This is a genomic window from Rubritalea tangerina (assembly GCF_042683245.1).
GTDB classification, from domain to species: domain Bacteria; phylum Verrucomicrobiota; class Verrucomicrobiia; order Verrucomicrobiales; family Akkermansiaceae; genus Rubritalea; species Rubritalea tangerina.
Genome location: NZ_JBHUJB010000015.1, coordinates 79,983 through 101,182, shown reverse-complemented (window position 1 = coordinate 101,182; position 21,200 = coordinate 79,983). Strand labels below are relative to the sequence as shown.

Sequence of the window (21,200 nt, the reverse complement as noted above, 5' to 3'; positions counted from 1 at the left end):
GCTTTATACCATTGAGTGAAACGGAATGGACGAATGGTCGGAATGAGCTTGCAGAATATCAAGGCGAAGTGAAGGCGTCCCGCACGCGCGGGACAACTGAATGACAACGATGACATTCTGTAAGATAATCCGATTTACTCTAAAATCGCGAAGCGCAAACTTCGCATGAACAACCACACTCCATTCGTCTATTCCGAGTCGAGAGATGGTATTAACCCTTAACAAAAAAAGAGTGCCACCACACAGGTGAGCACTCACATTGCAAAATTTTAGATCTACAATCCGTGTTACTATGCCTCATTCACTATGAGGCAGCAACGAACAGAGAGGCCGCGCGGCGATGCCGCACAACCTAATCAAAAATTACATCTCGTAACCTCGGCCAGTCTTGCCTTCAAACCAATTGATATAAGCAGCATTGACTGTTGCCATACCACCAGGTGTTGGGAAATCACCAGTGAAATACCAATCACCACATTCCCCTTTGATAGAAGCATGAAGGTTCTCAATGGTCTGGAAAATGATTTCCACTTCACCATCCCAATTCACCCCCTCAGGGTAAACTAACTTGCTAACCTCAGCTGAAATTTCCTCCGCCGTGAAATCAGAATAAATGCGTTTCACCTGATTCACGCGCTCGAGCTTCGGCTTCTTCAATTCAGCCTGGCACGCCTCGTACACCTCCTTCAGAATAGCTTCATTTCCATTCTTCTTGTGTAGTGAAACCGCCGCATTGAAGGCGATAAACTTACCCAACTCAGACATGTCGATCCCATAACAATCCGGGTATCTGATCTGAGGCGCCGTCGAACAAATCACTATTTTACGTGGATTCGTACGAGATAAAATCTTCAAAATCGATTGCTTCAAGGTCGTACCCCTCACAATCGAATCGTCGAGCATCACAAGCACATCATCAGGTTTCACCACCCCATAAGCAATGTCGTAGACATGAGATACGAGCTGGGCGCGTCCTTTTTCCTGCGAGATGAACGTACGCATCTTGATATCCTTCTGCGTCACCTTCTCAGAAACTGGCCAGTTCTTGAGAATCACATCATCTAACATGTCTGCATTGAGTTCGCCTTTTTGTAAAGCTTCAAGCAACTCAGAACGCACTTGCTGACGGCGATAGAGACGCAGCCCATCCATTAAGCCATAGTAAGCTGTCTCAGCAGTGTTAGGGATGAAGGAGAAAACTGCTTTTTCGAAATTACCCTCCATGGAGTCCACCACTTGATCCACAAGTGCCGCCCCCATAGCCTTTCGCTCACGGTAAATCTCAGGATCGTTACCACGTGAGAAATAAATACGCTCAAATGAACAAGGCTTCTGCTGCTCCTCCTGATGAAACCTCTTGGTGCTCATGTCACCATTGTGTGTCACAATAGTGCAAGTACCCGGCTCTAACTCTTGGATATCCTCCTTGCTTGCTTCAAATACCGTCATCAAGGGCACACGCTCAGATGAGAATGCAATCACCTCGTCGTCGATATAGTAGGAGCAGGGACGAATGCCACGCGGGTCGCGCATCACAAACATGTCACCATTCCCTACAGCCCCACAGATAGCATAACCACCATCCCAGTTTTGAGCAGATTCAGAAATGACATTGTGCAAGTCAAGTTGCTCCGAGATGTGCGCAGGAATCTCTTTCCCATCAATCCCTTGGTCGCGAATCTCATGATAGAGGTCAGTATGCGCCTCATCGAGGTGGAAACCAATTTCCTCCAATACCGTCTGAGTATCGGTACCAAAAACTGGATGCTGACCACGCTCAATCATCGTGCGATTCAACTCTCCCGCATTGGTCATGTTGAAATTCCCCTGAACCATCAGAGTTCGCGTCGGCCAGTTGCTGCGGCGTAAATAAGGGTGACAGGACCCTTCATCAAAACGCCCAGATGTCCCGTAGCGCAAATGCCCCATCAAGATCTCCCCACCGAAGTCGTAGTCAGCTTTGACACTGTCTCCATCCTTCGGATCCAAGAGCCCCTTGCGAGCCATCTTGTTGAACGTCTTAATCTCCTTGTTAAAAATATGCGAGAGCGAGTCATTCTGCACACTGCGGCGGCGGAAAATATACGGCTGGCCGAGCGGCATGTTTAACTTACAAGAACCAATGCCAATGCCATCCTGGCCGCGGTTACGTTGCTTTTCCATCAAAAGGAAAAGCTTATTCAAGCCCCAGAGTGGCGTACCGTATTTCTCTACGTAGTAGCTAAGCGGTTTACGTAAACGAACGACAGCGATGCCGCACTCATGTTTCAATGGGTCACTCATATACTGTGTGTGATAGTGTGTTCGGTTTGGTGGAGTAAATACTCCGGAATAAAACACCCAGGAAATTGCCGTTCCCTGGGTGAGTGTGAGTCTACAGTGGCTTATGATGCGGATTTTTCAACAACGCGTACACCTTCTTGAGAAACGACCGTTCCGATCACAGTGCCGCCAGGTCCCGCTTCAAGAATCTTCTCCGCATCTTCAGGAGAAACAATCGTTACCCAACCAATCCCCATGTTGAAGGTATGGAACTTATCATCCGCATCCACGTAATCGAAAAGCTTACGCATCGCTTGATTATCCCAATAAGGAATCTCCAAGTCTGCCCCAAGCCCCTGGAATAATCGCTCGATATTTTCCGGCAAGCCACCACCCGTGATGTGCGCATACGCTTTCGGCGTCACGCCTGCCTCCTTCACACCCGCCACCACATCGTGGTACAGACGTGTCGGAGCCAACAACGCAGTCAGCTCATCGTCACTCAACAAATCTGGGTTCTCAGCCAACACGCGGCGAATCAAACTCCAGCCATTCGCATGCGGACCATCAGATGGATAACCCACTAAAACATCCCCTTCTTTGATTTGTGTCGGGTCGATCAAGTTCGGCTTTTCACAGGCACCAATACAGAACCCAGCTAACTCAACCACGTCTTCAGGAACAATACCAGGCATCTCCGCAGTCTCACCACCAGCAAGAATACAACCACAGTCTTCTAGGTAATCACACATACCTGCAATCAACTCTGTGATCATTACTTTGTCCAATACAGCAATCCCAACGTAATCTAAGAACATCAATGGATCACCACCAGTCGTGATGATATCATTAACACTCATAGCTACCAGATCCTTACCAGCTATGCCGTATTGCTTCTGATCGAGGAGAATGTCTAACTTAGTTCCGACACCATCACACCCAGTCACAATCACTGGCTGCTTGTACTCGCTGAGATCGAAAGCTGCAGCAAATAGACCGAATGCACCGTGCAATTTGCGCTGCTGCTGTGTACGACGGACATGAGCCCCAATGTCGCCTACGAGCGCTGCGGCTTCGCGGGTGTCGACTCCTGATTCTTTGTAGGTAAGTTTGCCTGACATGATGTGGCTTTGTTGTAACACTCCATCGTCCAGTAGCAAGCCCTTAAGGACAGAATTTAGAATACAAAATGGAGGACATTTAACAAAGCTCCACCCCCAGAAATAAAAAGCGCCAACCCATAATAGGCTGGCGCTTTGTAAGAGTTCGATAGACGCACTCTCAGTACTTAATTGACGTAATTAATGACGGAAGTGACGGTGATCCGTGAAGATCATCGCAATCCCTGCCTTATCCGCAGCAGCAATGACTTCTTCATCACGGATTGAACCACCCGGCTGAATACAAGCCGTCGCCCCTGCTGCAATCGCAGCTTCAAGACCGTCCGCAAATGGCAACATCGCGTCTGACGCCATTACAGAACCGTCCAAGGTCAACCCTGCTTCCTCAGCCTTCCACACCGCAATACGTGAGGAATCCACACGGCTCATCTGGCCAGCACCAATCCCCAATGTGCGATCTTCCTTACCGTAAACAATTGCATTAGACTTCACGTGCTTCACCACACGCCACGCAAAACGCATTGCACGCATTTCTTCCTCAGTCGGTGGACGCTTAGTCACCACGCGACCCTCTAAATTATCAAGACCTAGAGTCGTATGATCGCGGTCCATGACCATCACACCACCTGGTGCCGAACGAATCAATGGTTCCTTTTTAGCAATCGCATACGCATCGACATTCATCTTAATCAAACGCAAGTTCTTCTTCTTCTGAAGAATTGCTCTCGCCTCAGCATCAAAGTCTGGAGCAATAATCACATCAGTGAAAATCTCAGAGATCACACGTGCCAAACTCTCTGTTAGGGAGCGATTCACCACAATCACACCACCAAAGGGTGCCTGTGTGTCAGTCTCAAATGCCTTCTGCCAAGCTACACGAAGATCTTCATCATCCTGCCCAACACCACATGGGTTTGTGTGCTTGAGAATACCCACCGTCGGACGCGCAAAATCAAAGATTAAGTCAGCCGCTGCCTCGATATCCAAAATGTTAGTGTAACTCAGTTCTTTACCCTGAAGTTGGGTGAAACACTTGTCAAAGTGACCATACAACTTCGCTGCCTGGTGTGGGTTATCGCCGTAACGCAATTCGCGCTCAAGCGGCAATGTCAAACTCAAGTTAGAACAAGTTCCCTCAGCTGCTTGACACAGGTAATTCGTGATTGCCCCGTCATACTCAGAAGTGCGACGAAATACCTTCACCGCAAGCTCCTCACGCAACTTAAATGTTGTATCACCCTCGTGCTCCTTCATCTCTTCAAGCACGCGATCATAATCATTCACGTCAGTCACCACAGTGACACTCTTGTAGTTCTTAGCTGCTGACCGCAACATTGATGGGCCACCAATATCAATATTCTCAATAGCTTCCTCCAAGGTCACACCCTCTCGAGCAATCGTTTGCTCAAATGGGTAAAGATTCACCACCACGATGTCGATGGGCGGAATGTCGTGCTCATTGGCCTGCGCCAAATGAGTGTCATCATCTCTCTTGTGTAAGAGTCCCCCATGAACCTTTGGATGCAAAGTCTTGACTCGACCCTCAAAAAGCTCAGGTGCTCCAGTGAATGTGGACACGTCGATGACCGGAAGACCTGCGTCACGAAGTGCTGCAGCTGTGCCCCCTGTTGAAAGTAACTCCACTCCAAAATCGTGTAGCCCTTTTGCAAACTCGACTAAGCCAGACTTGTCAGAAACGGAAAGTAGCGCGCGTTGAATTGCCATAATTGTGATAATTTTTCTCTCGCCTACCCAATGGGTGTCAGAGCGAGACACGTCCCTACCCCACCCACCACCGCTCTACAAGAGCAATGTTCCCTCCCCACTGAATTCTTACTCGCCAGCCACATAAAAGTTAGGCAATATAATGCCCAATGATGCCTGTCATAAAATCTCTAACTTGCAGCTTCCTCTGCTCCACTTTCCTGCTCGCTCAAGAATCCGACCAAGAACCACCCAATATCATCGATGAACTCGACCAACTCCCTCCCAATATCATCCTCCTTGTGACCGATGATATGGGCTACGGCGACTTCAGCTTCCACGGCAACCAATGGATCAAAACACCCAATTTCGACACCCTCGCTAACCAAAGCGCGCGATTCAAAAACTTCTACGTCAATCCAGTCTGCTCGCCCACACGCGCCTCACTTTTCACCGGCCGCTACTACATCCGCACCAAATGCGTCGACACCTGGCTCGGACGCTCCATGATGGCCAATGATGAAGTCACCATCGCTGAAGCCCTCAGAGGAGTCGGCTACCGCACCGGCATCTTTGGTAAATGGCACCTTGGTGACAACTACCCCATGCGCCCAAGCGACCAAGGCTTCACACACTCTCTCATCCACCGGGGAGGCGGACTCGGCCAACCCAGCGACCCCATCGAAAATGAAGGCCGCTACACCAACCCCATCCTCTTCGAAAATGATCAAGAAATACAAAGTAAAGGTTACTGCACTGACGTCTTTTTCGAGGCAGCGAAAAACTTCATCGACGAGTCCCAACAGACACAACAATCCTTCTTTGCTGCCATCACTGTGAATGTCCCTCACGGCCCATTCAACGACGTCCCCGCTGAGCTCCTAAAAAAATACTCCAGCCAAGACCTCAGCAAATGGGGTAACAACCCCGACAGACTCGCTCGCATTGCCGCAATGATCGACAACCTCGATACGAATCTCGGCTCGCTCCTTGCCTTCCTCAAAGAAAAAGAACTCGATGAAAACACCCTCATCGTCTTCCTCAACGACAACGGCGCCAACACCCAACGATTTAACGCTGGCCTCCGCGGCAAAAAAGCACAAGTCTACGAGGGCGGCGTCCGCTCCCCACTCTGGATCCGCTGGCCCAAGCACATCAAACAAGGCTACGACATCCCACAAAATGTCGCCGCTCATATCGACATCATGCCCACCCTCCTCGATGCCTGTGAAATGGGTATCCCTGACGCCTTCGAGCTGGATGGCCGCAGCCTCATGAGCCAACTCAAAGACCCCGCAGCCACTCTCCCTGAACGCGCCGTCATTATGCAATGGCATCGCGGCGCCACCCCTGTCTCACGCCACCACTTCATGATCCGCAAAGGGGACTGGAAGCTACTGAATCCCTCAGATGGTCAATCACCCAGACGAGACAGTACAAACTATGAACTCTATAACCTCAAAGACGACCCCTCGGAAACCAACAACCTTGCCAGCAACCAAGCCCAACGCGTCGAATCCCTACTCAAAGAATACGATACATGGTTCGCCGATGTCTCTGAAACACGCATCCGTGACCGAGGAACTCCCTACATCCTAGTAGATCGCTCCCACGAAAACCCTCTCGTCTTAACTTGGCAGGATCGCATCTCCAAAGCCTGGTCCTACGATGATGAAGGGTTCTGGAAGCTGCACTTCGAACACTCCGGCCGCTGTGACGTCCGCATCGAATTCCCCAAATCCTTCCAACGTGACCTGTCTGGGTGGACCGCCGAACTCGCCATCGGCAAGGACATCCACACACAAGTCGTCCCCCATAACGACAAACACTATGTCTTCCCCGCCCTCAACTTCACCAAAGGCAAACATCTCCTCAAGGCTCGCTTTGTCTCACCCGATAAAAAATCCACCATTTCAGCCTACCAAGTCCGGCTTCAACATCGCTAAGCCAATCACTCACCCCAGCAGGACTAAGCCCCCCCTTGCTGGGGCAAATCAGCCGCTACTCCTCCGATTATGCGAGCGCTAAGCCCCCTCCTAATCTAGCCCCCATCCACTGCATGCTTTAGCAAGCTTTCCCCAAAATCCTGCTTGCATCCCAACCACTCTCCTCCTAACGTGCGCCCGCTATCAGCTATGTGCGCACGTGGCGGAATTGGTAGACGCGCTGTCTTCAGGCGGCAGTGCCTTCGGGCGTGGAGGTTCGACTCCTCTCGTGCGCACCATCCCTTCTTGACCCTCATTGTGTTATCTCCCCACCTCCATCATGACCCATCATTTTGTTTAGCTTTTGTTCATGATCTAGTATCTAGCAACTTCGTCAGCAGTTAAAAAAATAACTCTGCAAATTATCATAAAATCAGCACCGCGATTTGCGCCAACTCACGCCCACCGCAAAAACGCTAGATCCATTGGTATATAATGGATTCAGCGTCTAACCTCAACTAACACACAAGTTATATAAACGATCATTCATTGATTTAAAAGTACTTACAAAGCGAAGATTAGTTGACATTTAGTTAGAAATGCGTTTCAATGTTAGACCTAAGGAAACCTAACCCACCGAAACCATCATGAAATCAAAAAAGAATTTAACAAGATTCACATACGAGACAACAGCCTTCCAAGGCTGGAGACTATGCCTTAGCCGAGCAGGTACTACTTTCACTAAGTACTTCTCAGACAAAAAGTACGGTGGCCCACGCAAAGCCATGAAAGCTGCTGAAGAATGCCTCAAGGAACTCAAAGACCTTGTCGATAATTCACGCCGCGTGAATGGCAAACTGAGCCAAACCACACTCAAAAAGGCCAAGAAGATTACAGATGCAGCCTAAAGCCTGCTTCCTTCTTACAAGTTAATTTATTCTTTTGAGCCTCCGCACATTATCTGCGGAGGCTTTTTTGTGCACTATAGCGGCTGCAATGGCCACACAGCAACCTCTAGCTCCCGCGAAAATTGCGCATAATGAGGTTCCCCCTCTAGCGGAATCCCCCAACGATCGCCCAAATGATTAACGGTAATGTGATAATCCACCTCCTGTAACGGCCATTGCTGATGATGCACTTCACCCCGGTAAAGCCTCCCATCCGCATCAGCAGCATACAGACAATACCGCTCGGTCAACCAATACTCTAAACCACCCGAACACAGCTCCACCTTACTCCCTTCAATTCCCCTGTAGGTCGCCTCAAACATCGCACCATCAAATTCTCGCTTCGAGCGATACCTTATCCCCCCATCCTCTGTCTCTTGACATCGCATGTCCGCCTTGAAGTAAGGCAAATGGAAAAACCTCCTCGCTGCCCAGACCGCCAACCTCTGGTCAGCGTCCAGGCTAAAAAACCACACCCCAGGCTTACCATCACGCTCCACATAGGTCCTCAAATTCAATTCCGGAAAAGCGGACACACCAGGAATGGCAGGCAAGCTCCTCAACATCACATCTTCCATCCGAAAAGGCACCACACTTACCCATGCACACCCATCGTGAAGATCCAACCGTACCCCCTCCGGCACCCATTGCTCCAACACCTTCGCATCCACAGGCCAATGGAAAAACGCTAAATCATGCCACCGCTGACGCCACAATGGCTGACCACGCTCCATTGGATAAGGCCGATGAGACTGGTACCGCAAACACTCCATCCTCACCCCATCTGATAACGCACCACACAATAAACAGCATACCCCACCAAGAGCATTGCCCCCTCAGCACGATTCAACCGCATCCGACTCCACATAAAGATAAAAATCCCAACAGTCACACCCAACATCACCATCTTATCCAACTGTTCAATCTCACCCTCTGCTATGGGCTTCACTAATGCCGTAATACCTATCACAGCCAAAATATTAAAAATACAAGACCCCACTGCATTACCTGTAATGATGTCACCTTCACCCTTACGCACCGCAATAATAGAAGTAGCCAACTCCGGCAATGACGTCCCAAAAGCAAATAAAAACAAAGCAATCAAGGCTTCATCCACCCCCATTGCTCGCGCCACATAATCACCACCATCAACCAACCACTCCGATCCAAATTTTAAAACAACGAGACCAATCGCGATCAGAGCCACACTCACCACCAACTCCTTAGTGCCAGATTTTTGCACAGCAGCAACTTCATCTGGACTAAATTCACCGTAATCATCCTGCACCTGTTCCTTTTTCGACTGGTAAATACTTACAATCACGTAAACCAACACCCCCACAAATAACACCCCTCCCTCTACTCGCGAAATACTCCCATTCCACAACATCGCTATGAAGGCGAAAGATATCACCAAAAGTATCGGCATCTCACGCCTGATAATCTGCCTGTGAATCACAATTGGCTTCATCACTGCCGCAACCCCCAAGATCAAAGCAATGTTGCAGATGTTAGAACCAATGATATTTCCCAATGCCACATCGGGTTGCCCCTCCGCATTAGCCTCTAAACACACCAGCAATTCCGGAGCGCTCGTCCCAAAAGCCACAACTGTTAGCCCAACTACCAACGGTGAAATCCCCACCTTGATAGCGATCTCCGATGCACCCTTCACTAGCCACTCAGCTCCAAAATACAACGCCGTCAGCCCGCCAATGATCAATAGAATATTCAGAAAGAGTTCCACGCGGCGAAGATGGCACAGCTAGCCACGAGCACAATTACAATATCACCTAAGATTTCTCAAAATCGTTGTTCTCAACCACGCATCGCTTTGCTAAACCCCCGCCCATGAACCGCAACCACAAGATCACGATCCTCTCTGGTGATGGCATTGGCCCCGAAGTTATGCAACAAGCTCTCAAAGTCCTTGAGGCAGCTTCCACCAAATTTAATTTCACCCTCGAAACAACTGACTGCCTCGTAGGCGGTGCCGCGATCGACGCCAAAGGTTGCCCACTCCCACAAGAAACCGTCGATGCATGCGAAAAGTCTGATGCCATCCTCTTTGGCTCCGTAGGTGGACCAAAATGGGAAAACCTCCCGCCAGATGAGCAACCCGAACGCGGCGCCCTCCTCCCAATCAGAAAGCATTTCAACCTCTATGCAAACCTCCGCCCAGGCGTCTGCCTCCCGGCACTCAAGCACGCGTCGCCAGTAAAAAATGAACTCATACCCAATGGCTTCGACGTTCTCTGCGTAAGAGAACTCACCGGCGGCATCTACTTCGGCACCCCAAAAGGCCGCGATGACAACCAAGAGAATCCAACCGCTCACGACACCATGGTCTACAGCAAGAATGAGATCGAACGCATTTGCCGCGTCGCCTTCACCGCTGCCATGGCTCGTGACAAGCGCCTCCTCTCAGTTGACAAGGCGAACGTCCTCCAATGCTCCATCTTATGGCGCGAAGTTGTCACCGAGGTCGCTAAAGACTTCCCAGAAGTCGAACTCTCCCACATGTACGTGGACAATGCCGCCATGCAGCTCATCAAGCAACCTTCCCAGTTTGATGTCCTCGTCACAGGAAACCTCTTCGGTGATATCCTCTCAGATGAAATGGCTATGATCTCCGGCTCACTGGGCATGCTCCCATCAGCTTCCCTCGGTAACAAAAAAGAAAATGGCCTCTACTTCGGAATGTACGAGCCATCCGGCGGCTCAGCCCCTGATATCGCAGGCCAAGGAATTGCTAACCCAATCGCCCAAATCCTTTCAGCCTCCATGCTTCTCAGATACTCACTCGGTGAAAATGAAGCCGCTGACGCTATCGATGCAGCCGTCAATGCCGCTATCGATAAAGGCTACCGCACTGGTGACCTCTACACTGGCGCCGAAGGCGAAACAAAAGTGGGCACCAGCGAAATGGGCGCCGCCATCATCGCAGCCCTCTAATTACAGACTGCGGAATAAAACGACATTTTCGTAAAGGATGCTCAGTTACCGATCAGGTGGCTGAGCATTTTTCTTATAGAACATCAGATCACACCAAAGGCTCAGAAATTTGCCACATGCTTGATGAAACGATACCCACCAAATGTGACACGTTCATACCCTATGAACCATTAACACTTATGGCCGATACCCCAGCTTCCAACTCTCAACCTTTCCCTTGTTGAACTCTATATCTACAGCTATAACATCTCCAGCTCTTGCCCTGCCCACGAGGCGGAGCTTCATATGAGCCTTATTCCTATCAGTGAACAATACAGGCTTTGGCTGAATACGCTGACAAAGGGTTTCCAGCTTTTCCCATGAAAGCCCTTTTTCTAATTCTTTAACGAACTCATTTAGGGATAAGTTTTCTATTGCAGCCTGTTCCACCTTTCCTTCTGCTGGAATTTGATCACGGTCAGCAGCAGCCAAGTTACTCACCAAAGTCACAACCGACACTCCTATACACAGTTTCATCATTACTAACTAGCATGAAACATTCCTAAGTTCTGTGCCATTTGTGGTGAAAATAGTTTCATCTATAAACAAGCATCGGAACATTCACAAACTACCCTGATGAGCCTCTAACTCTCTAAGCTCCACCTCAAAGCCGCTCGATAAAATCGGGAATCGACACCAAGTCTTAGGATCAAGATTCTCATCATCTACATGAAACGATGGCGCATAGCGCTCACGCTTCCATTGATTACGGCACCATAAACGGAAAAACTTCAAAACCCACGCCTTCAATTGCGCGTCAGAATAGCCGTCGAACACCCCACGCACTACCACAAACACCTCAAGCGGCGCTCGCTTGTCACGGATCGCAGCACGCTCAATCACATCCAATACCGGATATGGCATCAAATCACCCTCATCGGTCTGCCCATGATCAGCCGGCCGCAACTCAGCCGTTGGTTGAAGCTGATTCACATAGGAAAGCGCAGGAATCCGAGCAACACTATCACTCCCAACTTTTTCTAACCACACCAACCACTCACGCAAGTACGCCTTGTCAATCCCTCCCACTGGACTAAGCCCACCGGAGGTATCCCCATCCATCGTCGCATACCCGACTGCAGCCTCTGAGCGATTACTCGTCGATAACAGCAAAGCTCCGCGAATGTTGGCTAACATCCAGATTCCAGGTGAACGCACCCGAGCTTGAATATTCTGTAGCGCTAAATCGTCTTCTTCCCAACTTAAATCACGCCCTAAGCCTCCACCCACCATCTGCGTATACCCCTCAACGAGGCCGCCGATTTCCCAACTCTGGTAACTCGCACCCACCGCCTGAGCTAATGCACGAGCACTCTCTTCAGTAGCATCACCACTGTGGTCAGATGCTTGGTAAACGCATGCCAACAACTGACTCATCCAACTCGACACCTCATCCCCCAGTGAAATGTGAGCCAGACGCTCACGCACTCCTGCTTCCCCAAGCTCACCTATAGCTAATTGAAGCCCAATGACCACCAGCGAAACCACAGCAGAAGAATCCGCCCCACCACTCAATGACACCACATATCCCTGCGAATAGCTCTTACGCATGTAATCAAACAATGCCAAGCCCACCGCCTGAGCAAACTCGTCCTCCTTCGTCCAACGCCTCGCCTCTAACGCAGCACTCGGGACCACCATGCGCCAATCAGCCACCCACGAAGAACGCACCAAGCCCGTTGGCTCAGCCGCATCCACAACCCGACTGGCCGTAGCCGCCACCTGACTGCGGTTCACATCCACATCCACATCCGCCAAAACTAAGGTGTGGTCACTAAAGCTAAATCGCTTTCCAGATGCTACTAATTCCCCACGATTAGACACCAAGGGACCACCATCAAAGATCACTCGACCCGATTCATTCCCTAACAAATTGGCATATAAGTAGGCGCAACCAAAACTACGCGCTCCCTCATTAATGAATCGCTCACGCAATTCCTGCTTTCCAAAAGCAAAATGACTCGCACTCGGGTTGAACAAGATATCCAAACCATAGGCCGAAAGATGCCCCCCAGGTCTCGTTGCAGACCACGCATCCTCACAGATCTCAAACCCAAAGCGAATACCGCCAACCTCAAAAATCAAATCCCCTATCGAAACCTCCTTACCCAGACATTGCGTTGTCGCAACAACACCTCTCGGCCACGGGCTAAACCATCGAGGCTCATAATGCAACCCATCACCAGCCAAATGCTGCTTCCCCACAAGACCAAGCAACTCACCATCCACAATCACAGCAGCGACATTATAAAGTGCGTGGTGATGTCTCCATGGCAACCCCACCGTGAACATCATACCGCCAGAGACTTCCAGCAGTTCCCCTAGCACCTCCTCAGCACGCTCCACAGTATTCGGCATCAAAAACGCATCCTCACACCCATACCCAGTGATCGCCAATTCTGGTAAACACAAAAATTGCACACCCTCAGCTCGCGCCTCCTCAATCACGCACTTCAACCGTGCCAAATTCCCACACCAATCCAAAGGGCTCTGATTCACACTACCTGCAGCTACTCGTATCGTCTTCATCCACTCGTTCTATTCCTTCCAGCCTTTCATAAGGCCACGCCAACGTCTAGACCAGACAGTGATTAAATATCACCTTGATCAAAACGAATTTTCTCCTAAAACCCCTTCATGGAATCCCACGAAGTGTTAAAATCTGCTTTTAAAGAAACTTCCCCAAAAGTGATCGCATCCGAACTCGGCGTCTCACTCTCACTCGTCTATAAGTGGGCTCAAGAACAATCCGAGCTCGGCTCTGGCAGCCGTAACCCCATCGACCGCCTCGTCAACATCTTCGAACTTACTAACGACCACGGGATTATCGAACACCTCGCCGAACGCTGCGGCGGTTATTTCGTCCGCAACCCCGAAAGCCATTGTCAAAAAGGCTTCCAATACCTCCCCGCAACAAACGAAATCGTTAGCCAATTCTCCCACCTCCTCACACGAATCTCAGCTGCCGCCATCGACAACTCCATCACCTGTGACGAAGCTGCCGAAATTCGCAAAGTCTGGGACCAACTCAAAGGCTACGCCGAAGGCTTCGTCCGGTGCTGCGAAGAAGGCGACTTTGAAATCATGGATGAGCGCACTGAACCCGCCACCCCCACCCCAGAGGAACCACGCCGTACACTCTACTAAGAGACTTCCCCCCTTTAAACTCTCTCAGTGGCGACCTTCCATCTGGTCCTGCACCCAGTTCAAATACCCCTCCGAGCCGTGCGCTAACTGCTGCCCAATGATCTCAGGCGTATCATAGGGATGCACCTCCTTCACATAATCCTCCAGTTGCTGATACCGGCTTACTGTCGTCTTTGCTACCATCATCACCTCCACCTCATCACATATCTCCCCCTTCCATTGGTAGATTGACTCCACGCCATTGATGAGATTGACACAGGCCGCTAGTTGCTTTTCTATCAGCGCTGTGCCAATATGTCGCGCAACATCGCGCGATGGAAAATTGATGTACACTAAAATAACTTCCATACTCTAACCATAGATGAAAGACGGCTTCCTAGACAAGCTCATCACACGCCTCGATCGCTTTTCACCAAGTGAAGTCCAAAACCTCGTGAGCCGGCTCGTCAGAGAAAAAGGCTTCCTCGAGAATGTCTTCGAGGCTCTGCGCGAAGGACTATTCATCATTTCCCCCGATGGCATCATCACATTTGCCAACCAATCCGCTGCCAATTTCTTCGGAATTGACCCCCAAAAATCCGTCGGTCTTCACATCAACACCGCCATCAGAGGATTCGATTGGAGCTCGATAGCACGCCCCGATAAAACCACAAATAGAGACCTGGAAGTCTTTTACCCTGAGAACCTTATACTTAATTTCTACCTATCACCCATAAATAACCCAATTGAGGAAAATAGCGAAAAAGGCGAGCACCTAGGCTACGTCATGTTGATCCGTGACGTCACAAAATCTAAACAAGAAGCCGAAGAAATACTCGAGAGCGAAAAACTCAACGCCCTCACCCTCCTCGCCGCAGGCGTCGCCCATGAAATTGGAAATCCACTCAACTCCCTCGATATCCATCTCCAACTCATGCGCAGAAAACTCAAAAAACTCCCCGCTGAAAATGCTGCAGAATTCTCCGACCTCCTAGATACCGCCCAAAACGAAATCCAACGCCTAGATTCCATCCTGAAACAATTCCTCCACGCGGTGCGCCCCACTGCCCCCATCCGCGAAAAATGCCAACTCCACGAAATCCTGCGCACCACCCTCAGCACACTCGCTGCCGAACTTGAGGACCGACAAGCCAAAGTCACTCTCACTCTCGCCAACAACCTCCCCCTGCTAGACCTCGACGCCGACCAAATCCAACAAGCGCTCTACAATCTCATCCGAAATGCCGCCCAAGCACTCCCCGCCTCCGGTGGCAATCTCTGGATCTCAACCCACTCAAACGACTACGAAGTCACTCTCCGCATCAAAGATGACGGCTCCGGCATCTCCCCTGAACATATGGGCTCACTCTACGAACCCTACCGCACTACCAAAAGCTCCGGCACCGGCTTAGGACTCATCGTCGTGCGCCGCATCATGCGCGAACATGGCGGTGAAATCGAAATCCAAAGCGTCATCAACCAAGGCACCTCAGTCACCCTCCACTTCCCACGCCAAGATAAACAACTTAGACTCCTGCCGGACTCAGTCCCCCAACATATCATCGACATCGAACACTAACAACCCACACCACTATGGAAGCCACTATCCTAATCGTCGATGACGAACGCTCCACCCGCGATGGTCTCCGCATGGCCCTCGAAGACGAATTCGACTGCTACGTCGCATCAGACATCCGCGAGGCCATGAATATCCTCAAATCCGAAAAAATCGACCTCGTCCTCACCGACCTCCGTATGGGAGGCGAAAGCGGCATGGACCTGCTAGACAAACTCCTCAAACTCCCCAACCCACCCATCGCGATCATGATGACAGCCTACGGATCGGTCGACACCGCCGTAGAAGCGATGCGACGCGGCGCCTGGCACTTCGTCACAAAACCACTCAACCTCGACGAGGTAGAACTCATGATCAAGCGCGCCCTGCGCAATAAATCCCTCGAATCCAACAACCAAAAACTCGAGTCAGAAAACCAAGAACTCCGCAAAAAAGTCGGAAAACAACCCCACGGCCTAGAACCTCTAATAGGCAAATCCCCTGCTATGGCGCAAATCCACGCCATGATTACCCAAATTGCGCCTACCAAGGCCACCGTGCTGATCGAAGGGGAATCCGGCACCGGTAAAGAAGTCGTAGCCAACGCCATCCACTCACTCAGCGGTAGACCCAAAGAAAAAATCATCACCGTCAACTGCGCTGCCCTCTCACCACAACTCCTCGAATCCGAACTCTTTGGCCACGAAAAAGGCGCATTCACAGGCGCCAACCAAAAACGCATCGGACGCTTCGAACAAGCCAATGGCGGCACCCTCTTCCTCGATGAAATCGGCGAAATCGACCAAGCAACTCAAGTCAAACTCCTCCGCGTTCTCTCAGAACGCACCATCGAACGAGTTGGCTCTAACACCCCCATCAATATCGATGTGCGCGTCATCACCGCCACAAACAAAAATCTAGCAAAAATGGTCTCCAAAGGCGACTTCAGAGAAGACCTCTTCTTCCGCCTTAATGTCGTCAAAATGACTATCCCTCCACTGCGTGAACGCAAGGAAGACATCATCCTTCTATCCAATGCTTTTCTTGCTGAATTCAACCAAGAAAATAATAAAGCCGTCCATTCCATTGATGAATCTACGAGTGCTCTGCTCCAACATTACGACTGGCCTGGCAATGTACGAGAACTCAAAACCGCCATCGAGCACGGCGTCGTAATGTGCAATGGCTCCACCCTTGAAAGCCAACACCTACCACTCAACATCCAATCTGGCGCCTCACTCCTACTCCCAAGCACGAACCCATCTGACTCTCCAGAACCCCTACAAAATGCAACATTCCCAGCACCTACCACCTTCAATCTTCACACCCTTGAAACCCAAACAATCCAACAAGCCCTCAAACATACAAATAATAATCGCACTGCCGCCGCTGAGCTGCTAGGAATCAGCCGCCGCACACTACAGCGCAAACTCAAAGAACTCGAAGCCTAATCTCCTCCTCGCGATGAATAAACAACCAGCACTCGACTCCGGCAGCTTCTTCCGCCGCTCGATCTTCGCCGCCATCCTCCTTGGAATCTTCATCATCCACACTGTCTTTAGCTTCAATGGCCTCACCAGCCGAACCGGCATCGATCAAGCACAAGTCGCCCGCGAAGTCGCAAGAGGAAATGGCCTCACAACCCAATTTGTCAGACCACTCAGCATCCAACAAATGACCGAGAATGGTAAGGTGCTCAACCTCGAGCAAATGCCAGAAACCTTCCACTCCCCCCTCAATATCCTCATCTATGCCGGCGCCCTAAAAATGGTCGGCGCCGATGACTTCGAAAAACACAGGATGCAAGAAAACGATAAAGTCTACGCCCTAGACCGCGTCATCACCGTCACATGCTCCATTTTCTTCCTCATCGCAATCGGCATCAACTACCTCCTCATCAGTAGAATCTTTGACCGCAAACTTGCTTCTGTCGTAGCTCTCGTCATGGCCCTCTCTGAGTACATGTGGCAAATCACTGCCGCAGGCCTCCCTCAGATGCTCATGCTCACCCTCTTCTCCACAGCCTGCTACCTCACTTGGCGCGCTGTAGAAGCCCAAGAAGCAGAACGCTCTCCCCTCCTGCCAGCCTTGCTCTCAGGCGTCTTTTTCGGCCTCCTCGCCCTATCTCACTGGATGACTCTCTGGATCTTTATCGGCTACTTTATCTTTGCTGCCATCTATTTTAAACCACGCGCCGTCATCGCAGGTGGCCTCAGCCTCATCATCTTCCTCTTTATCGTTGGGCCACTCATCTTCTATTGGAACCAGTCCGGAGAAGCCCTCGGCACAGCCTTTCACACCATCCACGGCGCTGGCAACCCGTCTGACACCGCAATGCGACAACTCAGCACCACCGGATTTGATGTTCGAGGCCTCCTCATTCGCACCGCTCAAACCACTCTAGTCCAAGCATCTAACATTCACAACTACCTTGGCGGACTCGTCCTCGCTCCCGCATTCTTCATCGCCCTCGCCCACCCATTCAAACGCTCCAGCATCGCAAACTTCCGCTGGGCAATCTTGCTCATGTGGATCCTCGCATCTGTGGGCATGGCAATCTACGGCCTCGAAAATGACTTCTCAGACCCCAACCAACTCCACATCCTCTTTGCCCCACTCATGTGTGCATACGGCCTCGCCATGCTCAGCATTATCTGGTCGCGCTGCCCACTCAGCCAACAACCAGGCCTCATTGGGAACCTTCATTTCGCTATCATCCTCCTCGTGTCCTCTGGACCACTCATGATCCACCTCAAATCCCTCTCGCAGAATAAACCAAATTCACTCTCAGTCGATGGCGTCCACGCATACGCACTCAACGGCCTCCTCAATAAAATCACCGACGAGAGAGACATTATCGTCTCAGACCAACCGTGGGCCGTCGCCTGGTACGCCGATAGACATGCAATCTGGCAACCACAAACACTCGACGACCTCGTTGCCATTGAGACACTCGCCGAAAAAACAAACCCGATTGCCGGCCTCCACACCAGCTCCGAAGCCTATCGAAATCAAGATATCCGCACCACCCTCTACAACAACCGCGACCTCACCCCACTCGCCTACACCTCGTGGATTAGCTACCTCACCCAGGACACCAATGCTGGTAACCTTAGCAACAATAAACAAGTTGCCCCACTCGTAGATCCCAATTCTGGACGCTATCCATACCGAGCCTCGCTCCACGGCCTCTTCGAACCATCCACCTACTTCTCGCGTACTCCTATCACACTCCAACAATAAGCCACTCCCACTCACTTCTCACACCATGCCTAAAAAATCATCACCTAGCTTCGAACAAGCAATGAGCGAACTCGATGCCATCGTCGAACAAATGGAATCGGACCAACTCCCTCTCGAAGAGCTGATTAGCCATTATGAGCGCGGAGCTAAACTCCTCAATGATTGCGAGTCGACACTTGGAGCCGCAAAAAAGCGACTTGAAACTATCAAAAATGCTGGCACCAAGTCCTCATCAACGCCAACCACTAGGGCACAAACCAACACCCCATCATCATCCGATGACGATGAAATCCGACTCTTCTAGCGCACCCGAGCCGCTCCCGCGTCTCCTCTCCAGCATCAAGAATCCTAGCGACCTCAAGAGCCTGCACCGCGCAGACCTCCCAGAACTCGCTCAGGAAATTCGCGATGTCCTCATTTCTCGTCTCTCAGTGACTGGTGGCCACCTCGGCCCTAACCTAGGAGTCGTCGAACTCTCAATCGCGCTCCACTACGTCTTCGATTCCCCTAACGACAAGTTTACCTTCGACGTCTCCCACCAAGGGTACGTACACAAGATGCTCACTGGCCGCGCGAGCGAAATCCATACCATCCGCACCCACGAGGGCCTTAATGGATTCCTCCTCCGTACAGAATCTGAACACGACAGCTATGGTGCTGGACACGCTGGCACCGCTGTATCCGCAGCCCTCGGTATGGCCTCCGCGCGCGACCTATCCGGAAAAGACTTCGACGTAGTCGCCGTCGCTGGAGATGCCGCCTTCACCTGTGGCCCCACTCTCGAAGCCCTTAACAACATCGCCGACACCACAAAGAAGTTCATCGTCGTTCTCAATGATAACGAGTGGTCGATCGATAAAAACGTCGGCGCTCTCGCACGCCACTTCAACAACCTTCAAACCAGCTCAACCTATTCCTCCGTCCGCAGCAAGACCGCAGATATCGTCGAAAAATTCGGCGGCATGGGTGCGCGTAAACTCGCACATAAACTCGAACAAGGCGCCAAAAACCTCTTGGCCCCATCAGTCCTCTTCGAGAAATTCGGCATCCGCTACTTTGGCCCAATCGACGGCCACAATATCGAAACCCTGATCGATACCTTCGAGTACCTTCGGGACCAAGACGAACCCGTCGTCCTCCACATCATTACCGAAAAAGGACGCGGCTACACTCCCGCCCTCGATAACCCAGGGAAATTCCACGGACTCGGCGCCTATAAAATTGAAGATGGCTCCACTGCCGCAGCCGACCTCCCAACATTCTCAGAAATTTTCGGCAGAACCCTCACCGACCTCGCCAAAAAAGATGAAAAAATCACCGCCATCACAGCAGCGATGCCAGGCGGCACCAAACTCGACATCTTTAAACAGGAACTCAACGAACGCTACTTCGATGTCGGCATCGCCGAGGAACACGCCGCCCTCTTCGCCTGCGGTCACGCATGCGAAGGCCTAAAGCCATTCCTCACTATCTACTCAACCTTCATGCAGCGCGCATACGATATGATCATCCATGATATCGCGCTCCAAAAACTTCCAGTACGACTCTGTATGGACCGCGCTGGTCTGTCAGGCGATGATGGCCCGACCCACCACGGTCTCTTCGACATCGGATACCTGCGCGTCGTGCCAGATATCATTCATATGCAACCCAAGGATGAAGACGAATTTGTCGACATGCTTTGGACCATGGCTAATTACGACGAAGGACCGAGCGCCATCCGCTACCCCAGAGGAGCTGGCGTGGGTGCCACACCAAAGCCACAACCCGAACTTCTCACCATAGGTGAAGCAGAACTCATCCAGGACGGCACGGATGTGTGCCTCATCGGCCTCGGCCACCTCTTCGAGATGGCGGTCGAAGTGAAAGAACAACTCGAAGCCCGCGGCTTCTCTGTCTGCCTCATCAACCCACGCTGGATCAAACCACTCGATGCCTCACTCATCACCGAAAAAGCAGCTCAGTGTAAAGTAGTCTGCACCTTCGAAGATCATGTTCTCACCAATGGCTTTGGTGCCTCAATCATCGAACTCCTCAGTGACTCAGACATCCACACCAAAGTTGAACGCATCGGCTGGCCAGATGAATTTGTCGAACATGGAAAAGTGCCAATCCTCAGAGAAATTCACGGTATCACTACCGAAAATGCGCTGAAGCTCATCACCCCACACCTCAGCTAAGCCGCTCACACCGAGCCTCTATTTTTCCCAAGGCGCACTCCAGTGCGCCTTTCTCATTTCTATTTCCAAGCTCCGAGACGAAGTCACAATGAACACAATCTCGAGCTCACCCCCAACATCCCCCTCATCAGAGCCGAATCCCC

The 21,200-nt window shown here is 51.0% G+C and carries 17 protein-coding genes and 1 tRNA gene; 10 read left to right on the top strand and 8 right to left on the bottom strand.

Translation table 11 applies throughout. From position 1 onward, the window contains the following. Positions 1–363: 363 nt before the first annotated feature. From ACFSW8_RS03535 to purH, 3 genes are all read right to left on the bottom strand, one after another. Entirely contained in the window at positions 364–2,283 is a 1,920-nt protein-coding gene (locus tag ACFSW8_RS03535; protein ID WP_377091557.1) for an amidophosphoribosyltransferase, read from the bottom strand. Between the two features lie 101 nt (positions 2,284–2,384). After that, positions 2,385–3,383: a phosphoribosylformylglycinamidine cyclo-ligase gene (gene purM / locus ACFSW8_RS03530; protein WP_377177442.1), complete on the bottom strand. Its 999-nt coding sequence runs from the start codon at positions 3,381–3,383 to the stop codon at positions 2,385–2,387. Between the two features lie 180 nt (positions 3,384–3,563). Then, a complete protein-coding gene (gene purH, locus ACFSW8_RS03525) occupies positions 3,564–5,108 on the bottom strand; it encodes a bifunctional phosphoribosylaminoimidazolecarboxamide formyltransferase/IMP cyclohydrolase (RefSeq protein WP_377090186.1) in 1,545 nt (514 codons plus the stop codon). A 149-nt stretch (positions 5,109–5,257) separates the two neighbouring features. Between purH and ACFSW8_RS03520 the strand changes: the two genes are divergently transcribed. The 3 genes from ACFSW8_RS03520 (at position 5,258) to ACFSW8_RS03510 (ending at position 7,920) form a co-directional block, all read left to right on the top strand. Continuing rightward, positions 5,258–7,033 carry an arylsulfatase gene (locus ACFSW8_RS03520; RefSeq protein WP_377090184.1) on the top strand — a complete coding sequence of 592 codons (1,776 nt, stop codon included), beginning with the start codon at positions 5,258–5,260 and terminating at the stop codon, positions 7,031–7,033. A 193-nt stretch (positions 7,034–7,226) separates the two neighbouring features. Continuing rightward, positions 7,227–7,311, top strand: a tRNA-Leu gene (locus ACFSW8_RS03515). A gap of 348 nt (positions 7,312–7,659) precedes the next feature. Continuing rightward, positions 7,660–7,920 (top strand): hypothetical protein, encoded by a 261-nt coding sequence (locus ACFSW8_RS03510; protein ID WP_129589805.1) that lies wholly within the window; start codon positions 7,660–7,662, stop codon positions 7,918–7,920. 74 nt (positions 7,921–7,994) lie between these two features. On the opposite strand, the gene ACFSW8_RS03505 is transcribed toward ACFSW8_RS03510, so the two are convergent. Then, complete coding sequence (locus ACFSW8_RS03505) at positions 7,995–8,693, bottom strand: YqjF family protein (RefSeq protein WP_377091555.1); 699 nt, start codon at positions 8,691–8,693, stop codon at positions 7,995–7,997. Positions 8,694–8,734: 41 nt separating this feature from the next. Further along, on the bottom strand, positions 8,735–9,706 hold the full coding sequence (locus tag ACFSW8_RS03500; protein WP_377090183.1) for a calcium/sodium antiporter: 972 nt from the start codon (positions 9,704–9,706) through the stop codon (positions 8,735–8,737). Positions 9,707–9,810: 104 nt separating this feature from the next. On the opposite strand from ACFSW8_RS03500, the gene leuB reads away from it, so the two are divergent. After that, complete coding sequence (gene leuB / locus ACFSW8_RS03495) at positions 9,811–10,914, top strand: 3-isopropylmalate dehydrogenase (RefSeq protein ID WP_377090182.1); 1,104 nt, start codon at positions 9,811–9,813, stop codon at positions 10,912–10,914. A gap of 177 nt (positions 10,915–11,091) precedes the next feature. On the opposite strand, the gene ACFSW8_RS03490 is transcribed toward leuB, so the two are convergent. Both ACFSW8_RS03490 and nadE read right to left on the bottom strand, forming a co-directional pair. Further along, positions 11,092–11,385 (bottom strand): hypothetical protein, encoded by a 294-nt coding sequence (locus tag ACFSW8_RS03490; protein WP_377177440.1) that lies wholly within the window; start codon positions 11,383–11,385, stop codon positions 11,092–11,094. Between the two features lie 129 nt (positions 11,386–11,514). Then, positions 11,515–13,482, bottom strand: coding sequence for an NAD(+) synthase (nadE, locus tag ACFSW8_RS03485; RefSeq protein ID WP_377177438.1), 1,968 nt, complete (start codon positions 13,480–13,482; stop codon positions 11,515–11,517). A gap of 108 nt (positions 13,483–13,590) precedes the next feature. Here nadE and ACFSW8_RS03480 point away from each other — a divergent pair, with 108 nt between their 5' ends. Further along, positions 13,591–14,100, top strand: coding sequence for a phage regulatory CII family protein (locus tag ACFSW8_RS03480; RefSeq protein WP_377090178.1), 510 nt, complete (start codon positions 13,591–13,593; stop codon positions 14,098–14,100). 24 nt (positions 14,101–14,124) lie between these two features. On the opposite strand, the gene cutA is transcribed toward ACFSW8_RS03480, so the two are convergent. Continuing rightward, positions 14,125–14,448 (bottom strand): divalent-cation tolerance protein CutA, encoded by a 324-nt coding sequence (gene cutA, locus ACFSW8_RS03475; RefSeq protein WP_377090177.1) that lies wholly within the window; start codon positions 14,446–14,448, stop codon positions 14,125–14,127. Positions 14,449–14,461: 13 nt separating this feature from the next. Here cutA and ACFSW8_RS03470 point away from each other — a divergent pair, with 13 nt between their 5' ends. The 5 genes from ACFSW8_RS03470 to dxs are packed head-to-tail and all read left to right on the top strand — an operon-like array spanning position 14,462 to position 21,057. Next, positions 14,462–15,658, top strand: a complete 1,197-nt coding sequence (locus ACFSW8_RS03470) for a sensor histidine kinase (RefSeq protein WP_377090176.1) — start codon at positions 14,462–14,464, stop codon at positions 15,656–15,658. Between the two features lie 14 nt (positions 15,659–15,672). Further along, positions 15,673–17,085, top strand: coding sequence for a sigma-54-dependent transcriptional regulator (locus ACFSW8_RS03465; RefSeq protein ID WP_377090175.1), 1,413 nt, complete (start codon positions 15,673–15,675; stop codon positions 17,083–17,085). Between the two features lie 13 nt (positions 17,086–17,098). After that, complete coding sequence (locus ACFSW8_RS03460; protein ID WP_377090174.1) at positions 17,099–18,877, top strand: ArnT family glycosyltransferase; 1,779 nt, start codon at positions 17,099–17,101, stop codon at positions 18,875–18,877. Between the two features lie 25 nt (positions 18,878–18,902). Further along, positions 18,903–19,181, top strand: a complete 279-nt coding sequence (gene xseB / locus ACFSW8_RS03455) for an exodeoxyribonuclease VII small subunit (protein ID WP_377090173.1) — start codon at positions 18,903–18,905, stop codon at positions 19,179–19,181. Further along, positions 19,156–21,057 carry a 1-deoxy-D-xylulose-5-phosphate synthase gene (gene dxs / locus ACFSW8_RS03450; RefSeq protein ID WP_377091554.1) on the top strand — a complete coding sequence of 634 codons (1,902 nt, stop codon included), beginning with the start codon at positions 19,156–19,158 and terminating at the stop codon, positions 21,055–21,057. Before xseB ends, dxs begins: the two co-directional genes overlap by 26 nt. The last annotated feature ends 143 nt before the right edge of the window (positions 21,058–21,200 follow it).

Coding starts and splice junctions, on each gene's coding strand:
- ACFSW8_RS03535 (WP_377091557.1), bottom strand. CDS start 2,283: ATGAGTGACCCATTGAAACATGAGTGCGGCATCGCTGTCGTTCGTTTA.
- purM (WP_377177442.1), bottom strand. CDS start 3,383: ATGTCAGGCAAACTTACCTACAAAGAATCAGGAGTCGACACCCGCGAA.
- purH (WP_377090186.1), bottom strand. CDS start 5,108: ATGGCAATTCAACGCGCGCTACTTTCCGTTTCTGACAAGTCTGGCTTA.
- ACFSW8_RS03520 (WP_377090184.1), top strand. CDS start 5,258: ATGATGCCTGTCATAAAATCTCTAACTTGCAGCTTCCTCTGCTCCACT.
- ACFSW8_RS03510 (WP_129589805.1), top strand. CDS start 7,660: ATGAAATCAAAAAAGAATTTAACAAGATTCACATACGAGACAACAGCC.
- ACFSW8_RS03505 (WP_377091555.1), bottom strand. CDS start 8,693: ATGGAGCGTGGTCAGCCATTGTGGCGTCAGCGGTGGCATGATTTAGCG.
- leuB (WP_377090182.1), top strand. CDS start 9,811: ATGAACCGCAACCACAAGATCACGATCCTCTCTGGTGATGGCATTGGC.
- nadE (WP_377177438.1), bottom strand. CDS start 13,482: ATGAAGACGATACGAGTAGCTGCAGGTAGTGTGAATCAGAGCCCTTTG.
- ACFSW8_RS03480 (WP_377090178.1), top strand. CDS start 13,591: ATGGAATCCCACGAAGTGTTAAAATCTGCTTTTAAAGAAACTTCCCCA.
- cutA (WP_377090177.1), bottom strand. CDS start 14,448: ATGGAAGTTATTTTAGTGTACATCAATTTTCCATCGCGCGATGTTGCG.
- ACFSW8_RS03470 (WP_377090176.1), top strand. CDS start 14,462: ATGAAAGACGGCTTCCTAGACAAGCTCATCACACGCCTCGATCGCTTT.
- ACFSW8_RS03465 (WP_377090175.1), top strand. CDS start 15,673: ATGGAAGCCACTATCCTAATCGTCGATGACGAACGCTCCACCCGCGAT.
- ACFSW8_RS03460 (WP_377090174.1), top strand. CDS start 17,099: ATGAATAAACAACCAGCACTCGACTCCGGCAGCTTCTTCCGCCGCTCG.
- xseB (WP_377090173.1), top strand. CDS start 18,903: ATGCCTAAAAAATCATCACCTAGCTTCGAACAAGCAATGAGCGAACTC.
- dxs (WP_377091554.1), top strand. CDS start 19,156: ATGACGATGAAATCCGACTCTTCTAGCGCACCCGAGCCGCTCCCGCGT.